General features: G+C 60.8%; 19 protein-coding genes and 1 other annotated feature. Of the genes, 11 read left to right on the forward strand and 8 right to left on the reverse strand.

Features of this window, described 5'->3' with window-relative positions:
- Positions 1-41: 41 nt before the first annotated feature.
- The 6 genes from PAF12_RS02825 to PAF12_RS02850 all read right to left on the reverse strand — a co-directional run bounded on the left by PAF12_RS02825 (position 42) and on the right by PAF12_RS02850 (position 7,878).
- Positions 42-1,388, reverse strand: coding sequence for a cell envelope integrity protein TolA (locus PAF12_RS02825; protein ID WP_271108503.1), 1,347 nt, complete (start codon positions 1,386-1,388; stop codon positions 42-44).
- Between the two features lie 203 nt (positions 1,389-1,591).
- A protein-coding gene (locus PAF12_RS02830) for an IS5 family transposase (protein ID WP_173485039.1) occupies positions 1,592-2,379 on the reverse strand; the annotation gives its coding sequence in 2 pieces (ribosomal slippage) (positions 1,592-2,040 and positions 2,040-2,379; 789 coding nt in all).
- Between the two features lie 170 nt (positions 2,380-2,549).
- Positions 2,550-4,049 (reverse strand): alkaline phosphatase, encoded by a 1,500-nt coding sequence (locus tag PAF12_RS02835; protein WP_271108504.1) that lies wholly within the window; start codon positions 4,047-4,049, stop codon positions 2,550-2,552.
- A gap of 120 nt (positions 4,050-4,169) precedes the next feature.
- Positions 4,170-5,024, reverse strand: coding sequence for a universal stress protein (locus PAF12_RS02840; protein WP_271108505.1), 855 nt, complete (start codon positions 5,022-5,024; stop codon positions 4,170-4,172).
- A gap of 11 nt (positions 5,025-5,035) precedes the next feature.
- The gene (locus tag PAF12_RS02845) at positions 5,036-6,526 is read right to left on the reverse strand and encodes a SulP family inorganic anion transporter (RefSeq protein ID WP_271108506.1); all 1,491 of its coding nucleotides are present in this window, start codon (positions 6,524-6,526) and stop codon (positions 5,036-5,038) included.
- A gap of 59 nt (positions 6,527-6,585) precedes the next feature.
- Positions 6,586-6,643: a sequence feature (sul1 is cis-regulatory element that is thought to sense ions involved in sulfur or methionine metabolism; They are found in Alphaproteobacteria), on the reverse strand.
- 113 nt (positions 6,644-6,756) lie between these two features.
- A complete protein-coding gene (locus PAF12_RS02850; protein ID WP_271108507.1) occupies positions 6,757-7,878 on the reverse strand; it encodes an ROK family transcriptional regulator in 1,122 nt (373 codons plus the stop codon).
- Positions 7,879-8,031: 153 nt separating this feature from the next.
- Here PAF12_RS02850 and PAF12_RS02855 point away from each other — a divergent pair, with 153 nt between their 5' ends.
- The 7 genes from PAF12_RS02855 to PAF12_RS02885 all read left to right on the forward strand — a co-directional run bounded on the left by PAF12_RS02855 (position 8,032) and on the right by PAF12_RS02885 (position 14,792).
- Entirely contained in the window at positions 8,032-9,063 is a 1,032-nt protein-coding gene (locus PAF12_RS02855) for an ABC transporter ATP-binding protein (RefSeq protein WP_271108508.1), read from the forward strand.
- Positions 9,060-9,914, forward strand: a complete 855-nt coding sequence (locus PAF12_RS02860; protein WP_271108509.1) for an ABC transporter permease — start codon at positions 9,060-9,062, stop codon at positions 9,912-9,914. Before PAF12_RS02855 ends, PAF12_RS02860 begins: the two co-directional genes overlap by 4 nt.
- Positions 9,911-10,738: an ABC transporter permease gene (locus PAF12_RS02865; RefSeq protein WP_271108510.1), complete on the forward strand. Its 828-nt coding sequence runs from the start codon at positions 9,911-9,913 to the stop codon at positions 10,736-10,738. The genes PAF12_RS02860 and PAF12_RS02865 overlap by 4 nt, the downstream gene beginning before the upstream one ends.
- A gap of 34 nt (positions 10,739-10,772) precedes the next feature.
- The gene (locus tag PAF12_RS02870; RefSeq protein WP_271108511.1) at positions 10,773-11,876 is read left to right on the forward strand and encodes an extracellular solute-binding protein; all 1,104 of its coding nucleotides are present in this window, start codon (positions 10,773-10,775) and stop codon (positions 11,874-11,876) included.
- A 64-nt stretch (positions 11,877-11,940) separates the two neighbouring features.
- Entirely contained in the window at positions 11,941-12,741 is an 801-nt protein-coding gene (locus PAF12_RS02875; RefSeq protein WP_271108512.1) for a DUF1868 domain-containing protein, read from the forward strand.
- Positions 12,731-13,549, forward strand: coding sequence for an inositol monophosphatase (locus PAF12_RS02880; RefSeq protein ID WP_271108513.1), 819 nt, complete (start codon positions 12,731-12,733; stop codon positions 13,547-13,549). Before PAF12_RS02875 ends, PAF12_RS02880 begins: the two co-directional genes overlap by 11 nt.
- Positions 13,550-13,706: 157 nt before the next feature.
- Positions 13,707-14,792 carry a glycosyltransferase gene (locus PAF12_RS02885; protein ID WP_271108514.1) on the forward strand — a complete coding sequence of 362 codons (1,086 nt, stop codon included), beginning with the start codon at positions 13,707-13,709 and terminating at the stop codon, positions 14,790-14,792.
- 130 nt (positions 14,793-14,922) lie between these two features.
- Here the strand turns inward: PAF12_RS02885 and PAF12_RS02890 are convergent, their stop codons facing one another.
- Both PAF12_RS02890 and PAF12_RS02895 read right to left on the reverse strand, forming a co-directional pair.
- The gene (locus PAF12_RS02890) at positions 14,923-16,065 is read right to left on the reverse strand and encodes an alpha-hydroxy acid oxidase (protein WP_271108515.1); all 1,143 of its coding nucleotides are present in this window, start codon (positions 16,063-16,065) and stop codon (positions 14,923-14,925) included.
- Positions 16,037-16,663 carry a helix-turn-helix domain-containing protein gene (locus tag PAF12_RS02895; protein WP_271108516.1) on the reverse strand — a complete coding sequence of 209 codons (627 nt, stop codon included), beginning with the start codon at positions 16,661-16,663 and terminating at the stop codon, positions 16,037-16,039. Before PAF12_RS02895 ends, PAF12_RS02890 begins: the two co-directional genes overlap by 29 nt.
- A gap of 238 nt (positions 16,664-16,901) precedes the next feature.
- Here PAF12_RS02895 and PAF12_RS02900 point away from each other — a divergent pair, with 238 nt between their 5' ends.
- From PAF12_RS02900 to PAF12_RS02915, 4 genes are all read left to right on the forward strand, one after another.
- Positions 16,902-17,933, forward strand: a complete 1,032-nt coding sequence (locus PAF12_RS02900) for a TRAP transporter substrate-binding protein (RefSeq protein WP_271108517.1) — start codon at positions 16,902-16,904, stop codon at positions 17,931-17,933.
- A 62-nt stretch (positions 17,934-17,995) separates the two neighbouring features.
- Positions 17,996-18,511: a TRAP transporter small permease gene (locus tag PAF12_RS02905; RefSeq protein WP_271108518.1), complete on the forward strand. Its 516-nt coding sequence runs from the start codon at positions 17,996-17,998 to the stop codon at positions 18,509-18,511.
- 3 nt (positions 18,512-18,514) lie between these two features.
- Entirely contained in the window at positions 18,515-19,816 is a 1,302-nt protein-coding gene (locus tag PAF12_RS02910) for a TRAP transporter large permease (protein ID WP_271108519.1), read from the forward strand.
- A gap of 25 nt (positions 19,817-19,841) precedes the next feature.
- A complete protein-coding gene (locus tag PAF12_RS02915) occupies positions 19,842-20,741 on the forward strand; it encodes a dihydrodipicolinate synthase family protein (protein WP_271108520.1) in 900 nt (299 codons plus the stop codon).
- Positions 20,742-20,790 lie beyond the last annotated feature (49 nt).

Consider the following 20,790-nt stretch of genomic DNA (forward strand, 5'->3'; position numbering starts at 1 on the left):
ACCGCCCCGGCGCAGCAATCCGCCGGGGCGTTTCCTTCAGATCAGATCACCCACCAACCTGCGCGCTTGATCTGCTGGCGGATGGCCTGTTCTTTCGAAGGCAGGTTTTCGCGGTCGAACAGCGGGCGGATCGAGGTCAGACCGTGGCGGTCGTGGATCAGCTTGTCCGCCGGTTTCCAGCCCTTCAGCAGTTTCTGAATATCGGGCGCGGCGGCGGCGCGCTCCAACGCGTCGACGCTGCAATCGCTGCCGCAGGCGTAAAGCAACGGCAGATGCCGCCAGTGACAGGTCACCTCGCCGTCAAGCCCGTCAAGTTCAGGTCCGGGCCTTCCGCCGCCAAGGCTGTGGATAACCAAGGGCAGCGCGACCTGATCCAGCCACGGTTCCAGTTTCTGAGAGGCAAGCTCCTCCCCCGGTGAATTCCAGATCGCGCGCGACCAGTCCAGAAACCGGCGACCGAATTCTGCGGGGTCAGCGCCGAAGAACCATCCGGCGTTGAAATAAAGATAACGCTCCCAATGCTCATCGGGCTGCGAAAGGTCCAGCGAGCTTTCAAAATCGAGATCGAAACGGTCGTAAAGCGATTTCCAGATTTCGTTATATCCCGGCCCGTAAAGCGGCGGCGAGGGCCATGTCCCCTCGTGATGCATGGAGGCGGAAGGGCGGGAGAAGTCGAATGATACCTGCTCCAACGGGCCGGAAACCAGTGTATCGGTGTCGAAAAACACGAAATCCTCGCCCGGTGGCAGGACCGACAACGCCTCGATCTTATTGCCCTGCGGATAGGATTTTCCGAAGTGATGGGCTGTGAAAGGCGTGATTTCGGCTCCGCGGGCCTGCAGAACCGCGCGCGTCGCGTCCGAGATGCGGGTATCCGCACCCGACCATGCGCCCGCAGAGTTCGGCTCCGCAACGATCAGCCGACCCCGCCAGGACGGGGCGTTACTGCGCAGCGATTCGGCAAAAAGCGCCGCCTGATATTCCAGCCGACCAGCCTGGGCGATGATCAGGATATTAAACAGCCGCGAAACCTCGGGCGAGGGCGCGGGCACCGCTTCGGCGGGAATGGCCCTTTGCGGCGGCTCAGGCTTTTTCTTGCCTTTTGCCTTGGCCTCGCCCGCTTTCTTCTTTTCGGCTTTGGCTTCGGGCGTTTTCTTGGCTTTGGCTTCCGTCGGCTGCTGGTCTTCGGCTTCACCCCCGGTTTCGGCCGCCTTCTTGCGTTCGGCCCTCGCCTCGGCCGCTTTTTTGCGCTCGGCTTTCTTCAGTTCCTTTTCCGCTTTTTCCGCGGCCCTTGCCTCCCGTCTTTTTCGATTTTCTTCGTTCTTTGCGCGACGCGCGGCCTTTTCGGCCGCAGCTTTCTCATCAATAGGTTTTTCTGATAAAGACATGGGAAATTTGATCAATTTGCTCAATTTATTGGCGCGAGTCGTGTCGAGATGCTACACCAATAAGATGAGTTCTGGCAATCGGCTGTTAAGATTCCTGAAGAATCCCAAGGCTGATCGGGCGAGGGTTTCAGGTTTTTAACCGGAAATGTGTCTTTTTTTCCTGAAATTTTTATCTTCCGATCATTTCAGGCTGCGTATTTAGGTCATGTTGACAAATGGCGGATCCAGAGACGGATCGACGTGATGTCAATGAAGCCGAGGAAGCTTTCCGCCGTCTTGTCGTAGCGGGTCGCGACACGCCTGGCGTTCTTGAGCTTGTTGAAGCAGCGTTCGACCAGATTACGCAGGCGATACAGCGAGCGATCGACACCAATCCGCTTCTTGCGGGACTTTCGCATCGGGATCACGGGCAGGACGTTGCGCGCTTCCATGCCGTCTCTGATCTTGTCTGCATCGTAGCCGCGATCCGCGAGCAGCACGCTCGGGCGGGGCAGATTATCCGCCATCACCAGATCGAAGCCGAGATAGTCCGACGTCTGGCCTGGCGTGATCTCTGTCCTCATGGGAAGCCCGTGTGCATTGACGAGGAGGTGGATCTTGGTCGTAAAGCCACCTCGAGAACGGCCGAAACCCTGTCGTGGAGTCCCCCTTTAGCGCCCGCTGCCTGATGGTGGGCGCGGATTACGGTGCTGTCGATCATCTGCAGGGCGCTTGGCACAGCTCCGCTCTGGTTCAGTGCCTCCATGATGTCCTCCCAGAGCCCGGCCAACGTCCAGCGCCGGAATTGCCGATAGACGCTCGACCACTTGCCGAACTCCCCGGGAAGATCGCGCCAAGGCGCCCCGGTTCGGGCAATCCAGAAAATCCCATCAAGAACGAGGCGGTGGTTGGTGGGTTTACGCCCGTTCGGGGCGCGGACGGCGAGGATGAAGCGCTCAAAGAACGTCCATTCCTCGTCCGACATAAGGTCTCGTGCCAAGCTGGTCTCCATCGCAGATGCCAGCTTGAATCATGCTCAAAGCCTGATGTGAATCCCTTTTGTCAACACGACCTAGCAATTCAGCGACGCAAATGCATCCATAGATAAATTTAGGCCCGCGCAAATAAAAAAAAGGAGCGGGCCGCGCGCGGCACCGCTCCCTGATTTTTGCCGCGTATCGATTACTCGGCAGTGATCGCTTTGTTCATGATGTGGAAGATCATGTTCTGTTCGATCACGCCGCGGAACAGATGTGCCCACGGGCCGGACGCCATGACGGCAACGTCTTCACCCGAGTGGGTTTCCGAGGTGCCCGGGATCAGCGACTGCTGCAGATAGTCCACATTGGTGGCTTCTTCCTGGGTCAGTTCGGCGGGGCGGGTGCCGGTGTAGTCATTGGCACCTTCTTCCTGAACCATGACCGAACCCGGACCGTTCAGGTAGCCGGCAACGGTGTAGGGCTTGCCATCCAGACCCATTGCCGGGTCGTCGGAATGCTCGTTGCCGTTGTCGTCGATATTGTAGCACAGCCCGGTGATCGGGGAGCCGATACCGCAATAGCCGTTGAAGGCCAGCGCGTGTTCATGGTCGGCGGTGACGACGATCAGGGTTTCTTCCGGGTCGACCATCTCGACCGCTTTCTGAATGGCTTCAGCGAAAGCGGCACCGTCCTGAACGGCACGCGACAGGTTGCCGTCGTGGTTGGCGTGGTCGACGCGGCCAGCCTCGACCTGAAGATAGAAGCCTTCTTCGTTGTTCGACAGGTTGGTGATGGCCATTTCGGTCATCTCAGCCAGCGAAGGCTCGCCCTCACGGTCGGCTTCGTACTGCATGTGGCTGCCTTCGAACAGGCCGAGGATCGGCTTGGTCAGGTCAGCGGCAGCGGCGGTTTCGTCGTTCCAGACATACTGCCAGCCCTTGGCGACGACTTCCTCGATCAGGTTGCGGTCGTCGGTCCGGCGGCCTTCGCCACCTTCGTCATCGGTGATGCCATTGGGCAGGAAGTGACGGCGACCGCCGCCAAGCGCAAGATCAACGGTGCCAGCGTCGATGGCGTCGACCAGCTGAGCCGCGATGTCCTTCTGCGCGCAGCCTTCCGGCAGGGCGGTGTTGTCTTCCCAGTCACGGTTGGTGGTCTTGGCGTAGACCGCAGCCGGGGTGGCATGGGTGATGCGCGCGGTCGAGACGACGCCGACCGACTTGCCCATGTCGGACACGATTTCGGAGAAGGTGGTCAGACCGGCATTCGCCGCGCCTTCGCAATTGTCGTAGCCGCCGGCATCGTCGATATTGATGGTGCCGTTACGCGACTTGATGCCGGTGTTCATGGAGCTGGCGGTCGGGGCCGAATCCGGGGTCTGACCGTTGGTGGTGTAGGTTTTGACCAGCGCCAGGTTCGGGAAGGCTTCCTGCGGCAGGACGTAATCCTCGCCATTGCCGCCGGCCTGCTGACCGACCCAAAGGCGGGTGGCGTAGTTGGTGCCGACGCCGTTACCATCCGCGATAAACAGGATGACGTTCTTGGCCTTGCCGGTGTTCGGCTGAACGGCTTCAAGCTCGGCCAGACGCGCTTCGGCACTGGTGAACCATTCGCTGTCCTGCTGAGCGATTTCAACCTGCGCGATTGCAGACGTCGCGAGGATGAGCCCGAGGGAAGATGTGGCAGCTAAACGTAAAAACATGGGGATACTCCGGTTGATCCGGAATCCTCATGTCATTCCAACGTAACTGTCTGCTTACAGTTGAGTGTCACTTTTGTGACGGCGCAGGCGTCGCTGATGTAACGCCTGCGCAGCGGTTTGTCAGCGCAGCAGAACCACCGGAACCTTGCAGGAACGAACCATTTCCGACGACGTCGATCCGATGATGAGATTGCGGATGCGGCTATGCCCGTAAGCCCCCATCACCAGCATGTCGAACCCGTCCGTTTCTACCAGCTTGCTGAGCGCCGTTTCCGGCTGCCCGTCGATGATTGCGGTTGTGGTCTTGATCCCGGCCCCGCTCAGTACCGCCTCAGCTTCGGCAAGGCTGGCGCGCGCGTCGGAAGTGTCGCGGGCGACCGTCACCACATGGATGGCGAGGCCCTGAAACACCTCGCTCCCCGCCAGATGATCGACTGCGCGCCGCACCGACGCGCCGCCATCCCATGCCACCAGAACCTTGAGGATCGGGCGGAAGGCACGCGAGGCGACGAGGACCGGGCGTTTCGTCGCCCTGACGATCCGTTCCATATTGGAACCGAGATGGCCCTTGGCGAAATCCGCTGCCTCGCCACGCTTGCCGATCAGGATGACGCGGGCTTCGGTTTCGATATCCGCCACGGCCTCGACAATATCGCCCTGCCGCAGCCTTGTCGTGACATTGGTGACGCCCGCCTGCTCCACGATCGCGCGCCCGTCATCGAGGATCGCCCGCCCATGCTCCGCCAGCAGTTTGGAGCGTTCGGCGTCGAGATCGGCAAGATGGCTCAGCAGCGTACTTCGCGCACCAAGCTGGATCGCGCCCGACAGATCCTGCTTCTCCGCGCTGGCGCTGCGATCCAGCACATGAAGCAACTCGACCGGCGCGCCGCTGCGTGTCGCGATCCATGCGGCATGGGCGCAGACGCTGGCCGAATAGGCCGAACCGTCCACGAAAGCGATGATTTTCTGTGTCATACCTGCCTCCCTCAATGCGCGAGCAGCTTATCCATTGCGCCCGGCTTGTCATGCGTGGCGAGCTTGTCGACGATGGTTTCCGATGCTGCGTTCATGCCGACAATCTCCACCTCGGCCCCGTCCCGGCGGAATTTCAGCACCGCCATGTCGAGCGCCTGCACGGATGAAATATCCCAGATATGGGCGGCAGAGACATCTATCACCACACGCTCCACGATCTCGCGGAAATCAAATGCCGCCATGAAATCCTCGACCGAGCCGTAGAAAAGCTGGCCTTCGACGCGATAAATACGGGTGCGCCCATCTTGGCTCAGTTCCGACGTGACGCGGAAAAGCTGGGCGATCTTGGCGGCGAAGAAGATGCCCGACAGCAGCACGCCGACCAGCACGCCGATGGCGAGGTTATGGGTCCAGACCACGGCGACCACGGTGGCGACCATGACGATCGAAGAAGAACGCGGATGGGTGCGCAGCGACTCAATGGACGACCATGAGAATGTCCCGACCGACACCATGATCATGATCGCGACAAGCGCCGGCATCGGGATCTGCGCGACCCAGCGGTCGAGGAACACGACGAAGATCAGCAGCATCACCCCGGCAAAGCCGCAGGACAACCGCCCGCGTCCGCCGGATTTCACGTTGATCATGGATTGCCCGATCATGGCACAGCCCGCCATGCCGCCGATAAATCCGGTCGCGGTATTGGCAAGCCCCTGACCGATGCATTCCTGATTGCGGTCGGTTTTCACGTCCGTCAGGTCGTCGACGAGGTTCTGCGTCATCAGGCTTTCCAGCAGCCCGACCACGGCGACGGCCAGCGAATAGGGAAAGATGATCGCCAGCGTCTCGAAATTCACCGGCACATCGGGGATCAGGAACATCGGCAGCGTATCGGGCAGCGCGCCCATATCGCCGACGACGCGGACATCCCAGTTGAACATCATGCTCAGCGTCGTCAGCACCACGATGGTGACAAGCGGCGAGGGGATGGTGCGGTTGATCCGCGGGAACAGATAGATGATCGCCAGCCCCGCTGCGACCAGCACATAGGTCAGCCAGTTGACCACGCGCGGATCAAGCTCCGGCAGTTGCGCCATGAAGATCAGGATCGCCAGCGCATTGACGAAGCCCGTCATGACGGAGCGTGAGACATAGCGCATGACGAAACCCAGTCGCAGCAGCCCCATGCCGATTTGCAGCAACCCCGCCAGAACCGTCGCCGCCAGCAGATATTCCAGCCCGTAATCCCGGACCAGCGTGACCATCAGCACCGCCGTCGCCGCCGTGGCGGCAGAGATCATACCGGGCCGCCCGCCCGCGATGGCCGTGATGACGGCAATCGAGAAGGAGGCGTATAGCCCGACCTTGGGGTCGACGCCGGCGATGATTGAAAAGGCGATGGCCTCGGGGATGAGGGCCAGCGCGACGACGAGGCCGGAGAGCAGGTCGCGGCGGTTGTTGCCGAACCATTCCCGGCGATAGCGTTCCATTGAAATCATAAACAATCCGTTGCTGACCGGCCCTGAAAGGCGCCGGAGAGGTGACTGGGTGTGTTCGCGGTTGTCCGGCGGATCGGCGGCCGGAAGAGCCACCCGGGGATCTCACCCGGGTCCGTGTTCATGCGGCGTCTGATAGGGGCGCGACCTTCGTATTGCAACCCGTGCGCATCAATAGGGCGGTTTTCCGTGGTGAACGGGGCGGCGGCGTCACATCTCGCGGCGCGTTCTCCTTACCAGCGGAACAGCCGTGTGAGGATCGGCAGCAGGGACGCGCCGATCAGGCTGGGGTCGCTGTCATTGCGGCCCAGAACCAGATCGGGCAGGGGGATTTCGCGCCCCCTTCCGTCATCGACCTCCAGATCGGCGGCGCGGATCAGCCGCTGGCGCAGATCCGCCGGGGCTTCGCCGCCGAAAATGACGATACTCGGATCGAGCAGGGCGACGATGGCCCGCAATGCGATATTCAGTTGCGGCGCGACCAGCGACACCCATCGGTCAATGGTGGGCCAGTCCGGGTCGTAGGAGGCGCGAAGCTGCGCGATGCTTTCGATCTCGATCCCGTCCTTGCGCAACTCCTTCAGCAGGATTTGCAATGCCGGGCGGACTTCGTTTTCCTCTTCGGTATAGATGCGCGAGATTTCCCCGGCATTCAGGCTGCTGCCGAGATAGGGCCGCCCGTCCAGCACGACGCCCGCGCCGAAGCCGAAATTGAACGACAGATAGGCAAACCCCGAATGCTGACGTCCTGCGCCGGTCCAGAGTTCCGCGATTGCGCCCAGCGTGGCGTTATTTTCCGCCAATGTCGGCAGCCCGTCGATCATGCCGAAGCGGCTTTGCACCTCGACCCTGTCCCAGCGATCCAGTCGCGTCGGCGTGCGGAACGCCGTGTCGCGGGTGTTACGGAACCCTTGCATGGAAACGCCCAGCCCGGCGATCCGGTCGCGGGGCAGCGCCAGTTCCCTGATGACCGCCGCCACGAGGGCGCGGGTTTCATCGATAACGCGGTCGGGATCGTTCGGCGCAGACTCCAGTGTCGCTGACCAGCGGATCGTCCCGTCCAGATCGACGGCGCAAAGGCGGCAAGTATCGGTGTCGACAGCCAGCCCGAAGCCGAAGGCCCCATCCGCCCGCGTTGCAAGCTCGGGGCTGGGTTTGCCGCGGCCCTTGATCTTTGGCGGCAGGCTGGCGAGCAGGCCGTTGTCGAGCAGTTCGGAACTCAGCCGGTGAACGGTTTGCTGCGGCAGCCCCGTCGCCGCCGTCAGATCGGAGCGCGAGATCGCCTGCGACTGCCGGACCGCGTCGAGAATCATCGACCCGCTGCGCGATATTCCGAAAATATCGTTTTCAATCATAGCGCTGAACTCTGGTCTGCATCTCCTCTATCCCGTGTGTAGCACGGCGGGGCAGAAGGGTGAATTCGACGGGATGGCGGCGCGGAAAGGACTGTCATCTTAATTTTACTCAAAATGGGTAATATTTGATTCGAGCGATCAACAAAGGAGGCGATGACCGCTATGACGGGCATATCCGCTGATAATCTGGTAATGCGGTTCGACAAGTTCACAGCGGTTAATGGCATCGGCTTCGATGTTGCTCCGGGTGAGTTCGTGACCCTGCTTGGCCCATCGGGCTGCGGCAAGACAACATTGCTGAAAATGATCTCCGGCTTTCTGACCCCGACCGAGGGGCGGATTGTCATCGGCGACAAGGAGGTGACGCGGCTGCCGCCGGAGGCGCGGGATACGGCGCTGTGTTTTCAGTCCTACGCCCTGTTTCCGCATCTGACGGTGCGGGAAAACCTCGAATTCGGGTTGAAGCAGAAGGGGATGCCGGGCCCCGATCGCAATGCGCGCGTGGCGGAGGTGGCCGAGCAGCTTGAACTGGGCGCGCAGCTCGACAAGTTGCCGAACCAGCTTTCGGGCGGTCAGCAGCAGCGCGTGTCCCTCGGGCGCGCGTTGGCGATGCGGCCCGGTGTGATCCTGTTCGATGAACCGCTGTCCAACCTCGACGCCAAGCTGCGCGATCAGGTCCGGGTCGAGATCCGGCGCATTCAGCGCGAGAACGGGCTGACCGCGATCTATGTGACCCATGACCAGTCCGAGGCGCTGGCGATGTCCGACCGCATCTTCGTGATGAACAAGGGGAGGGTGGAGCAGGCCGATACGCCGGAAGCCATGTATTACCGTCCGCGCACGAAATTTGTCGCTGATTTCATCGGGTCCGCGAATGTCTTTGACGGGATGGCCTCCGGCGGCGCGATCGACACACCGATCGGGCAGCTATTCGCGCGTGATAGCACTGCTCAGGGCAAGACGCCGCTTTGCTGGCGACCGGAGGCGGCGCGGATTTCGGATGCCGGCACGCTGTCCGGTCGCGTCGTTCATCGCGCCTTTCAGGGTGCCTTCACCGATCTTCTGGTCGAAACCAATGGTGTCACCTACCGGCTTCAGGTGCCGCGCACCGAGTTGGCGGAGGGCGAGACCGTCCGCTTCTCCATCGCGCCCGAGGACGTCATCCTGCTGGAGCCGGGCGCATGAATATCCGCAAGACAGTCACGCTGATCCTGCTGCTGCTGCCGGGGTTGGGCCTTATCCTCGGGCTGATCGGCACCGTGGTCTGGATCGCCTTCGCGCAGTCCTTCGGCATGTATGCCGTCATTGGGGACAGCATGTTCACCTTCGATTTCTGGGCCAAGATGCTGGAGCGCAAGCTGTATTGGCGCTCAGTGAATTACTCGCTCTATATCGGGTTCATCAGCGCCATCCTGTCCGTCGCGCTGGCCTATCCGCTGGCGATCTGGCTGCGCAAACCCTTTCCCGGCTCAATGGCCATCGGCGCGATCCTGAAAGCGCCGATGCTGGTTCACGGGCTGGTCGCGGCGTTCCTGTTCATCAACATCATCGCCTATCACGGGCTGGTCAATCAGTTGATGCAGTGGCTCGGTATCTGGGATGAGCCGCGGCGCTTGCAGAACGATCCGAACGCCATTGGTGTGGTCATCCTTCAGATCTGGAAGAATGTGCCTTTCGCGCTGCTGCTGCTGACCGGCGCGGTGCAGAGCATATCTGATGATGTGCTGGACGCGGCGCGCGATATGGGTGCGGGAAGCTGGGACCGGTTCCGCAAGGTGATTGCGCCGCTCTCGGTCTCGGCCATGCAGGCGGCGATGATCATCATCTTCATCGGCGCGCTTGCCGACTTCAGCTTTCAGGTGATCGCCGGTCCGACCAACAAGCAATCGCTGGCGCAGTTGATGGTCAGCTTCAAGGGCCGGGGCGACTGGCATTCCGCTGCCGTGGTCGGTGTCACGCTGATGGTGCTGGCGATGCTGGGATCCGCCGTGATCGCCCTTGCCACGCGCTTCATCCTGCGGGGGAAACTGAGATGAACCACAAGCTTCTGAACCGCAGCCTGATGATCCTGCTGCTGATTGGCTGCGCGATCTGGCTGGTGCTGCCCTTCGGCATGGCGATCCTGTGGTCGCTGGTCGACCCCAGCGAGCCGTGGACCGCCGACAAGCTGCTGCCGCCCGCCATATCGTTCTATCGCTGGAAGGATATGTGGCAGAACTCGCTCCTGAAACAGGCGCTCGCCACCTCCTATTCGCTGGCCCCTCTGGCGGCGATGCTGTCGCTGCTGCTGGCGATGCCGACCGCCTATGCCTTCGGTCGCATCCGCTTCCCGGGCCGCGAGGTTGCCAAGATGGCCTGCCTGCTGCCGCTGGTGGTGCCGGGCTTTGTCACGGCGATCTTCTTCACCTCGCTGTTGTTCCAGCTTGGGCTGAACACATGGCGCTTCGGCGCGATCCTGTTCGCTCATGCAGTGCTGGCGCTGCCCTATGCGATCCGCATCCTGACCGTCAGTTTCGAGCAGGTGCGGCAGGACCATATCGACGCGGCCCGAGATCTGGGCGCATCGCACTGGTCGCGCTTCAAGGTGGCGTATCTGCCGGCGCTGAAACCGGGCATTTTCGCCAGCCTGCTGATCGTCTTCATCCAGTCGATCGAGGAATTCGCCATCGCCTATATCGTCGGCACGCCTGACATCGTCACGGTCCCGACGCTGCTGTTCTCGGCCCTCGGGCAGGACTTCGTTCGACCCAATGCCGCCGTTTTGTCGCTGATCCTGGTCGTTCCCAATGTGATCCTGATGCTGATCCTCGAACGGCTGCTGAAATCCGCCAACCCGTCCCTGTCATCCGGCAAGGGCTGAGGTGGATACCTCCCCGGAACCCACGGAGTTTCCAATGTTAAAGATTATCCTGACCACAGCCGCGGCGCTTGCGCTTGGCACCACTGCAACCCTTGGCAACGATCTCGAAGGCAAAAGCTGGGACGAGATCGTCGCCCAGGCCAAGGAAGAGGGCGAGCTGAATTGGTTCGTCTGGTATCTGACCGACGACCTGCGCCGCTTCGTTCAGCCTTTCGAGGAAGAATACGGCATCAAGATCACCATCCCTGAAGGCACAGCACAGGGCAACGCCGACAAGCTGCTGGCGGAGCGTGAGCGCGAGACCGGCGATATCGACGTCTTCGCCTGGGGCATGAACGATTTCGCGCAGATCGATCCGGCGGAGATGTTCTATTCGCTGAATATCCTGCCCGAAGACGATGGCCGTGTTTCTGAACTGGCCGGTGTCGATGGCGGCGAACAGATCCTTGCCTATTGGGGCAACCAGACCGGCATCGCCTATGACCCGGCTCAGGTCGACGAAGCCGCCCTGCCGCAGAACCCTGAAGATTTCGCGGCCTTCTGGGACGCCAATCCCGGCAAGTTCGGCTTCAACTACGAAAACGGCGGCGCGGGCCCGTCCTTCTGGCAGAACATCACCCGCGTGATTGCCGATGTCGACCCGACCGACGGCACCAGTGACGAGGCGCGTCTGGCCTCCGTCCAGCCTGCCTTTGATTTCTTCAATGAACGTGCCGAGGAATATGTCATCACCACCGGCAATGCTGACAGCATCACCCGGATTTCCGATGGTGAGCTGTGGATGGCCCCGGCCTGGGAAGATCACCTCGCCGGTCTGCAAAAACGTGGTGAAGTGCGCGATGACATCGCGTTCTACATCCCGGAAATGGGTATGAATGGCGGCGGCAACGGTGTCGCGATCCCGTTGAATGCCGAACATCCGGCGGCTGCTGCCGTGTTCATCGACTGGCTGACCTCTGCCGATACGCAATCGGCGCTGAACCGCGATTTCGGCACTGCGCCGATGAATGCTGCCGCCGACGACAGCAACGCACTCGTGTCCAACGATCAGCGTGATCGTCTGCGCGTGTGGCAGGCAAAGCCCTTTGCCGACGACCTGACCGCCGCGTTTATTGATAACGTCATACTTGAGCGCTAACACACAACCAACCACGCGCCGCAGCATTTCCTGTGGCGCGTGACTTCACAGGAATAACATTAGCATGAACATCCCAAATCCCCGCTTTCGCGACTATGACCCGGCGCGTGTTGTCGGCGATCGCGATATGTGGGTTTCTCTCCTGACCGGCAAAGACGCGGCGGGTCCGTTGCCGCAATCCATCTCTGCCCCGGGTCAGGGCGGCAAATTCACGCCCGACGGTGCCATACTCCCGTTCCCCGGAAACACCTTTATCTGCCATATCGATCCTGCAAGCCGTGCGCATCGGGCGATTACCGAGTTTCAGCGCCGGGTGTTGGCGCTTCCCTCGGCCCGCCATTGTATCGCCCTGCCGGCGTCGAGCCTTCACATGACGATATTCTGCGGCGTCTCGGGGGAGCCGCTGGGGGAGGATGGCTGGCCGAAAGACATCGCGCCCGGCAGTTCCCTGACCGAAATCACGGAGATTTTTCGCACGCGGCTGCGCGGTTTGCGTTTGCCCGGCCCCTACCGGGTCCGCCCGACCGGACCCAATCATGGCTTCACGCTGCATATGGAACCCTGCGACCGACAAAGCCACGACGCCCTGTGGACCTCCCGCGACATTCTACGCGATGTGACCGGGATGGAACGGTCGGATCACGACCATTACGGCTTTCACATCTCGATGTTCTATCTGACCCGCTTCATGTCGGAAGACCTCGCTTCACAACACATGACGGCCATCGGCTCGATTTTCGACGAATTGCGCGATGATCTGGGCGATATCCAGCTTGGTCCGGTGGAGTTCTGCAATTTCGAAAACATGATGCACTTCAATACGCTGCAGCGTATTGAGCAGGAGGAAAACCGGCATGCTGACTGAGGAACAAATCTCCGGGCTGATCGAAAGCGTTCGGGAGGCTGGTCGCCGTGAAATCATGCCCCGCTTCCGGCGGCTTTCGGATGATGACATCCGCGCCAAATCCTCGCCCGACGATCTGGTGACAGAGGCGGACATTGCGGCGGAACGCTTCATCATGGATGAGGTCGGCAAGCTTCTTCCCGACGCGGTGTTTGTGGGCGAGGAGGCGCAACTCGACGCAGCCGCCATCGACGCCGCGCTGGCCGCTGATCTTTGCGTGGTGATCGATCCAGTGGATGGAACCTACAATTTCGCCCACGGGCTGGCGACCTTCGGCACGATCCTCGCCGTGGTCAGCCGTGGTGAGACCATCTTCGGTCTGCTCTATGATACGGTGCTGGATGACTGGGTCATGGCGCGCAAGGACGGGGGCAGCTTCTATGGCCGCCCCGATGCCGCGCCGCGCCCGCTGCATCTGTCGCAGGACGCTCAGGCCGGACGGCTGAAAGGCTATCTGCCGCTTTTCCTTTATGAGGAGCCGGACCGCCGCCGCTTCGCCCCGATCATGCCCGATCTCGGCCGGGTCACGACGCTAGGCAGTTCCTGCCATGAATATCGCCAGATGTTGCTCGGTTCTGTCGATTTCATCATGAATGCGGGTTTGAATGTCTGGGATCATGCGGCTGGCGTGCTTGCCGTGCAGGAGGCTGGCGGCATCGCAAAACTCAGTGACGGGGCGGCCTATGTCCCGAATATGAAACAGGGCCAGCTGCGTCTGACCCGCAGCGAAGCGATTATGCGGCAGTTGGAAGAGGTCATGGATGCTTGAACAGCAATAATATCGCTGGCCAGATCACCCGGTTTCGCTGGCAGGGCCGTCTTGGGGGCGTGCCGTCCCAAAATATAACTCCGTTTGAAAGCAAATGCTGCTTATGCTGAATATTCAGACAGAGTAGCGATGGACCGCCGGGGGAAAGCAGGGCTGCATGATCCTTCACGTCATAACGAATTTCGAAGCGAATGGCGGTGCAGAAACCATGCTCGCCCGCCTGCTGCATGAATACCGGGAACCTGCGATTGTCGCCTCTCTGATGGGCGTGTCGGAACGCAATATCACCTTGGCGTCGAACCCGCAGGTGACATATGAATGCCTGAACGCTCATTCGATGCGAAAACTCCCGGGGGCGGTCTGGGAATTGTCGCGGATTATCCGGCAGCATCGCCCGTCGGCAATCTTATGCTGGATGTATCACGGGATGGTCATCGGATCGGCTGCCTCTGCGCTGTCGCGCCACAAAGCGCCACTGTTCTGGACGGTGCGTCAGGCGCTTGACGACCCGAACGCGCTGACCCGAAGCACGCGCATGGCGGTTTCTGCTACGAAGCGTCTTTCCTCGCGAAATTCCGGGATCATCTATAATTCGGAACGCGCGCGCTTCCAGCACAGGGACTATGGCTTCGATGATCGCCGCGCCGTCGTCATCCCCAATGGTTTTGTTTTGCCGGCTTTCAGCGATAGCAAACGGGCAAAGGCGGAGATATTCGGGCTTGCCGCGCGGTTCCACAAGCAGAAGGATTTCGGAAACTTCTTTCAGGCCGCCGCGATCGCCGCCCGCGCCAATCCGGCTTTGCGTTTCGTCGCCGCAGGAAAAAGCGTGACATCTGAAAACCCGGAAATACTCCGTCTCATGGAGGTTGCCGGGCTAGATTACTCACGAATAGAATTGATGGGCGAACAACGTGATATGAGCAGCTTCTACCGCAATATCGACGCTCTCGTCCTGTCGTCGCGCACCGAAGGCTTCCCGAACGTGGTCGGAGAGGCGATGAGCCACGGCAAGGTCGTCGTCACGACAGATGTGGGCGACGCGGGCAAGATCGTCGGGACAACAGGCATCGTCGTCCCCCCCGGCGACGCCGAAGCACTCGCCCGGGGCATCCTAAACGTCGCCAACTGGTCGCCGGAGCAATACCGCAACGCGGGAAAAGCGGCGTATGACCGGATAGGGCGGGATTATTCGCTGGAACGGATCGTGCGTGCCTATCGTGATATTTTGTTGCGTGAGATTTAACTAATCGATTTCAAATTATTTTATATAGTTGAGATTAAGCCGCTAAGGTAAAGAAAATTCGTCAAAAGGAGCAGAAATCTGGGTGGCGGTGAACTGATAGATTGTTCCGCAGCCTTGTGCGCGCATGGGGCTAGGATAGCGCGGTATAGCTGCGTGCCTCGGCGTATTCATGCTGCAGGGCGTCGAAGGCGGAGCGGACCATTGCTTCGCCGCCGGCGGCGAGCGCCCAGAGGGGTAGGCGGCCCAGCATGACGGCGCTGGCGCCGCGGGTGGTGTAGCGAAATGCGTCCAGCCCGCGCTTGATGCCGCTATCGGCCAGGACGGTCAGGCGGTTTCCGATCTGTGCCGCGATCTCTGGCAGGGCGTCGATCGGGGCGGGCGAGGCATCGAAATTGCGGGCGCCATGAGATGACACAACAATGCCGTCCGCCCCGGCGGAAACCGCTTTTTCGGCGTCCTGCACCGACAGAATTCCTTTCAGGACCAGCTTGCCGGGCCAGCGTTCGCGCACCCAGTCGACATGCTGCCAGTTCAGATCGGCAATAAGGCGCAGGCCGGGGTCGACGGGCCGGCCGATGAGGCGCGGGCGCAGTCCCTCGGGGAAATTGCGCATCTCTGGCAGGCCGCCCCGAAGCATCAGCGGCGCGACTACCGAAAGCAGCCAGTTCGGCCGCAACGCCAGGTCGGCGACGCTGCGGGCGCAGATGCGGAACGGCATGTCGAAACCGCTGCGGATGTTCCATTCCTTGCGCGATCCGGCGGGGGTGTCGACGGTCATCACCAGCACATGCGATCCGGCATCGGATGCGCGTTTCAGCAGCCCCTCGGAGAAACTCATATCCTGCCAGAGATATAGCTGCATCCAGATATCGGTATCGGGCGCGGCGCGGGCGACCTCGTCAACCGCGCTGATCGATTGGGTCGACAGGGAAAAGGGAATTCCCGCAGCGCCCGCAGCCCGGGCCAGTCCGAACTCTCCATCCCTGTGGACCAGCCCCGCCATCGCGGTTGGCGCGACGATGAACGGCGCGGCATAGTCGCGCCCGAAGAGATGGCATGTCGTGGCGGAGGTTTGCTGGCCGTTGAGGATCCGGGGCACGATCCGGGCCGCATCCAGCCTGTCGCGTAACGCCCTGAGCGTGGCCTCTTCACCGACACCCCGGTCGATATAGTCAAACAGCCCGCGCGGCAGCTTGCGGCGGGCGATGCGTCTGGCATCGTCGAATGACAGATACCGTGCCAAGTCAGCCGCCGCTGACGACCCAGATGACATCGGCGTCCTCATCCCCGACCGAGGTCCAGCAATGCTCGATATTGGCATCGTAGTAGACGGAGTCCCCCGGCCCGAGTTCGAGCGGTTCGTAAATGCGCGAATGTAGCAGCATCCGGCCGGACACCACCCAGACGAATATCTCGGTGTCCGATTGTGGCCATACCGGGTAATCCTCGGTGCTGCGGGCGGTGACGCGGGTGCGGACTGGGACCATCCGTTTGTTTTTCAATTCGCTGCACAGCAACATGTTTTCGCATGACAGCGAGGTATGCGGCTTGCCGTTGCCCGCACGGCTGACGGCGCGGCGGCCCGGGGCGGGGGTGACACGGCTGGGGGTCAGCAATTCGCCGGGTTCGACACCGAAACCGTCTGCGATCTTGACCAGCGTCGTCACCGTTGGCGACAGGTCGTCACGCTCGATCTTCGACAGGGTCGATGCGGACACGCCGCAGAGGCGCGCGCTTTCCTGCAAGGTGAGATTCCGCTCTTTGCGCAGCCCGATGATTCGCTTTCCGATCCGCTCGTCACCCGTACTGGTTTCCTCAATCGCACCGAGTACACCCGTCTGACTCAAGAGCGTTCGACCGCTGACCAGCATTATTTACCCTTCCTTAGCCGCATCGCGAAAACGCTGCATAGATTCGTTGGACCCGGAGTTTCAACTGCTTACGCATGACATCCTTTCGGGTCCGATACAGCTTACGAGGCAATGTTCGAAATGAGAAGATAATTTTCGTTTAAGAAAAATCTTGACGCATGAGCAAAAATTTCTCACGCTTTGGCGGCGTGCGGGTTTCCGCAGAATTTTTGCAAATGAGAACTGACGGGGGAGAATCATGAGTTATTTCCAAGGGATGCGCCTGGGCGCAGTGGCTGCCTGTGCTCTGATGGTCGGTGCTATGAGCGCCGGGGCCGAGGTTGTGCGCTTCGCGCATGTCGACGGCGAAGGCGATCTGCTGAACAATACCTACTGGACTTACACCGAGGTGTTCTCCAGTTCGCTGTCCGCTGCGACGGATGGGAAATATGAGGTCGAAGTCTTCCCGAACGGGCAGATGGGCGACCTGGAATCGCTGGCCGAACAGAATGTTCGCGGTTCGCTGCAAATCGTCGGCGGGCTGAACGCCGGTCACGTTGCCGCTTACGCGCCGATCGCCTCGGTTCTGGAGCTGCCTTACAGCTTCCCGTCGACCGCCGTCGCGCGCGAAGTGCTGAACGGCGAGTTCGGTGACAATCTGTCGGACAAGATCGCCGAAGCATCCGGCGTGCGCATCCTGTCCTATCTGCCCTCGGCGTTCCGCAACTTCTCGTCCTCGACGAAGATGATCAAATCGCCTGCTGACATGGTGGGGATGAAGATCCGCACGCAACAGGTGCCGATCCATATCGCAATGGTTGAAGCGCTTGGCGCGTCGCCCACGCCGATTGCCTGGGCCGAACTTTACAGCGCCCTTCAGACCGGGGTTGTCGATGGTCAGGAAAACGCCCCCTATACCATGCTGATGGCCAATCTTCAGGAGGTCCAGAAATACTACACGCTGGATCACCACCTGATCAACATGCCGCTGATCACCATCAACGAAGACTATTGGCAGGCGCTGCCCGATGAGGACAAGACCGCCTTCCAGAACGCCGCCGATGAGGCTGCCTTCGCGATGATGGGTGTGATCGCCGCCAAGGAATCGCAGGACCTTGCCGTGATCCGTGACGCCGGTGTCGAGATCTATCAGCCGACAGCGGAGGAGTTCCAGCAATTCGTGGATGCTGCACGTCAGCCGGTGGCGGAACTGCTGGCCGAGACGACGGGTCAGGAGATCATTGATGAGCTGACCGCCGCAGTTGCCGCCGCGACCGGCGACGGCAACTGATCCGAATTCTGTACCGGGCGGCGTTGTCGCCGCCCATTTCCATGTAAAATGCGGGGTTTCGGATGCTGGGCTTCCTTGAACGTGTCGCCTCTGCACTGGCAGTTGTGACGTCTGCCATTGCACGCGTGCTGCTGATGGCGATCTGTGTGATGCTTTTCGTGCAGGTGGTGTTGCGCTACGGTTTTGGCTTTTCGCTGCCCTGGCCGGAAGAAGCCTCGCGCTATCTGATGATCTGGGTGGTCATGCTGGCCGGCAGCCTTCTGGTCAAGGACGACCAGCTGGTGCGGGTCGATTTCTTCGATCATTTCTGGCCGAAACGTCTTCTGGGTTATCGCAATGCGATATTCCGGCTGCTGCTGGCGGGTCTGCTGGCGGTTCTGGTCTGGAAGGGGTTTGAGAACGCCATGTTCGGCCAGCGCAGACAGGCCGCCACGCTGGGGATCTCGTTTTTCTGGATCTATCTGTCGATCCCGGTCGGGGCGGCGCTGATGCTGTTCCACATGCTCGTGCTGGCGCTGCGCGACCTGCTGCGCGGGCCGGTCGATACGGGTCCATCCATCCTGAATTCGGAGATCTGAGTCATGGATCAGCCGCTTCTGATAATCGTCGGATTGTTGCTTCTGCTCATGCTCATGGGCAGCCCGGTGATCTTTGCCATCGGCTTTGCCGGTCTGGCCTATTTCTTCGTCAAACCGGGCATGAGCGAGATGCTCGACATCTATGCACATAAGTTTTTCACCGGCATGGATGTGTTCATCTGGCTTTCGATCCCGCTGTTCATCATCGCCGGCGAGATCATGAGCGCCATCGGCATGACCGAACGGCTGGTCAATCTGTCCCGGCTGATGGTCGGGCGGATGCGCGGCGGTCTGGCCTATGTGAACGTGGTCGGTTCGATGATGTTCGCGGGCGTCTCCGGCTCGGCCCTTGCCGATATTTCGGCACTTGGTCCGGTTGAGATCGAGATGATGGAGCAGGACGGCTACGACAAGGATTTCGCGACCGCCCTGACCGTCAGCTCGGCCATTCAGGGCCCGATCATTCCGCCGTCAATTCCGCTGATCATGTTCTCGGCGCTGACCAACACCTCGGTTGCGGCGCTGTTTCTGGCGGGGGCGGTGCCGGGCCTCATGCTCGGGCTGGGGCAGATGGCGCTGATCTTCGTGATGGCGCGCCGCTATGGCTATAAGGCCAACCCGATCAAGAACCTGACCTTTGAACTGGCGCTGCGCATCTTCTTCAACGCCTTCTTCGCGATTTTCATGCCGCTGATTATCATCGGTGGCATCATTTCCGGCGTCTTCACTGCGACAGAGGCGGCAGCTATAGCCGTTGCTTATGCGCTGATGGTTGGCTTTCTGGCCTATCGCAATCTCAGCCTGAAGGCGCTTTGGGCGATCTTGGACCGTTCGGCGCGCACTTCGGCCTCGGTCTATCTGATCGTTGGCTTCGCGACGATCATCTCGTGGGTGCTGGCCAATGAGCGCCTGCCCAATCAGCTTGGCGAGCTGGTTGCGACCTATGATCTGAAGCCGTGGATGCTGCTTCTGGCGCTGAATATCTTCTTCCTGATCAACGGGCTCTGGATCGGCGACTCGGTGCAGCTTCTGCTGTTCGCGCCGCTGTTCACGCCAATTCTGGCGCAGATGGGCGTCGATCCGGTGCATTTCGGCGTCATCATGGTGATGAACGTGATGATCGGGTTGATGACCCCGCCATATGGGCTGGCGCTGTATCTTGGATCATCCATTTCAGGGGTCTCGCTTGGCCGGATCGTCCGCGCCTCGCTGCCCTTCCTGTTCGCCAACCTTACCGTTTTGTTGCTGGTAACTTATCTCCCGGCGATTTCACTCACGCTGCCACGTCTTCTGGGCTTCCTGTAAGCCGATAGAGCAAGGATAAAGATCGATGACACTGACCAAAGATGACCTGACCGGGCTTTTCACGGCGATTGTGACGCCGTTCGATGCTGACAATGCCGTCGATTATGCAGGCGTGAAAGCCTTGGTCCGGCGCCAGATCGAAGCAGGCGCGACCGGCATCGTTCCGATCGGCGGCACCGGCGAATATCCGGCCCTGTCGCGTCGCGAGCGTGCCGGGATTGTCGCTGCATGTGTCGAGGCGGCGGGCAATGCGCCGGTTCTGCCGGGTGTGCTGGCGACCGGCTATGAAGATGCCCTCGAAGCCGGGCGCGATTTCAAGGATGCAGGTGCGGCAGGCCTGATGCTGGTCACGCCCTATTACGCCGTCGGCCCGCAAGACGGCATGCGCGCCTATTTCCGCCGCTATCGCGAGGCAGTCGATCTGCCATTGCTGGCCTATGAAATCCCGCGCCGCACCAATGCCGCGCTGTCGCCCGACAGCTATGTCAATCTAGCGGAAGACGGCACGATCATCGGCATGAAATACTCCAATTACGACATGCCGCAATTCATGGCCGCGATGCGTGACGCGGGTGATCTTCTGACCGTTCTGAGCGGGGAGGAACCGCTTTTCGCGACCCATGTCGCGCTTGGTGCAAAGGGCGGGGTTCTGGCCTCTGCGTCGCTCTACCCGGAATACTGGCTGCGCATCTTCGAACTTGCCCGCAGCGGCGATCTGGGGACGGCGATGGCGATGCAATACCGGATCGATCCATTGCTGGCCGCGATCTATCGGGAGACCAATCCCGGGCCGCTGAAATATCTGATGAAGTTGCAGGGCCGCGATGTCGGCGGCGTTCGTCTGCCGCTGACCGAACCCGCCCCGGAAACGATCGCGATGCTGAAGGCGCTGGATACCAGCTTCATTCAGGACAAGGCCGCCTGAGCATGACGGCCGATCCCGCATTGCTGTCCGAACTCTCGGCCATTCTGGG

The sequence above is a fragment of the Paracoccus sp. SCSIO 75233 genome (genome assembly GCF_027912675.1).
In the GTDB taxonomy this organism is placed as follows: domain Bacteria; phylum Pseudomonadota; class Alphaproteobacteria; order Rhodobacterales; family Rhodobacteraceae; genus Paracoccus.

Excerpts from the sequence above, each read along its gene's own strand:
- PAF12_RS02825 (WP_271108503.1), bottom strand. The coding sequence starts at position 1,388 with ATGTCTTTATCAGAAAAACCTATTGATGAGAAAGCTGCGGCCGAAAAG.
- PAF12_RS02835 (WP_271108504.1), bottom strand. The coding sequence starts at position 4,049 with ATGTTTTTACGTTTAGCTGCCACATCTTCCCTCGGGCTCATCCTCGCG.
- PAF12_RS02840 (WP_271108505.1), bottom strand. The coding sequence starts at position 5,024 with ATGACACAGAAAATCATCGCTTTCGTGGACGGTTCGGCCTATTCGGCC.
- PAF12_RS02845 (WP_271108506.1), bottom strand. The coding sequence starts at position 6,526 with ATGATTTCAATGGAACGCTATCGCCGGGAATGGTTCGGCAACAACCGC.
- PAF12_RS02850 (WP_271108507.1), bottom strand. The coding sequence starts at position 7,878 with ATGATTGAAAACGATATTTTCGGAATATCGCGCAGCGGGTCGATGATT.
- PAF12_RS02855 (WP_271108508.1), top strand. The coding sequence starts at position 8,032 with ATGACCGCTATGACGGGCATATCCGCTGATAATCTGGTAATGCGGTTC.
- PAF12_RS02860 (WP_271108509.1), top strand. The coding sequence starts at position 9,060 with ATGAATATCCGCAAGACAGTCACGCTGATCCTGCTGCTGCTGCCGGGG.
- PAF12_RS02865 (WP_271108510.1), top strand. The coding sequence starts at position 9,911 with ATGAACCACAAGCTTCTGAACCGCAGCCTGATGATCCTGCTGCTGATT.
- PAF12_RS02870 (WP_271108511.1), top strand. The coding sequence starts at position 10,773 with ATGTTAAAGATTATCCTGACCACAGCCGCGGCGCTTGCGCTTGGCACC.
- PAF12_RS02875 (WP_271108512.1), top strand. The coding sequence starts at position 11,941 with ATGAACATCCCAAATCCCCGCTTTCGCGACTATGACCCGGCGCGTGTT.
- PAF12_RS02880 (WP_271108513.1), top strand. The coding sequence starts at position 12,731 with ATGCTGACTGAGGAACAAATCTCCGGGCTGATCGAAAGCGTTCGGGAG.
- PAF12_RS02885 (WP_271108514.1), top strand. The coding sequence starts at position 13,707 with ATGATCCTTCACGTCATAACGAATTTCGAAGCGAATGGCGGTGCAGAA.
- PAF12_RS02890 (WP_271108515.1), bottom strand. The coding sequence starts at position 16,065 with ATGTCATCTGGGTCGTCAGCGGCGGCTGACTTGGCACGGTATCTGTCA.
- PAF12_RS02895 (WP_271108516.1), bottom strand. The coding sequence starts at position 16,663 with ATGCTGGTCAGCGGTCGAACGCTCTTGAGTCAGACGGGTGTACTCGGT.
- PAF12_RS02900 (WP_271108517.1), top strand. The coding sequence starts at position 16,902 with ATGAGTTATTTCCAAGGGATGCGCCTGGGCGCAGTGGCTGCCTGTGCT.
- PAF12_RS02905 (WP_271108518.1), top strand. The coding sequence starts at position 17,996 with ATGCTGGGCTTCCTTGAACGTGTCGCCTCTGCACTGGCAGTTGTGACG.
- PAF12_RS02910 (WP_271108519.1), top strand. The coding sequence starts at position 18,515 with ATGGATCAGCCGCTTCTGATAATCGTCGGATTGTTGCTTCTGCTCATG.
- PAF12_RS02915 (WP_271108520.1), top strand. The coding sequence starts at position 19,842 with ATGACACTGACCAAAGATGACCTGACCGGGCTTTTCACGGCGATTGTG.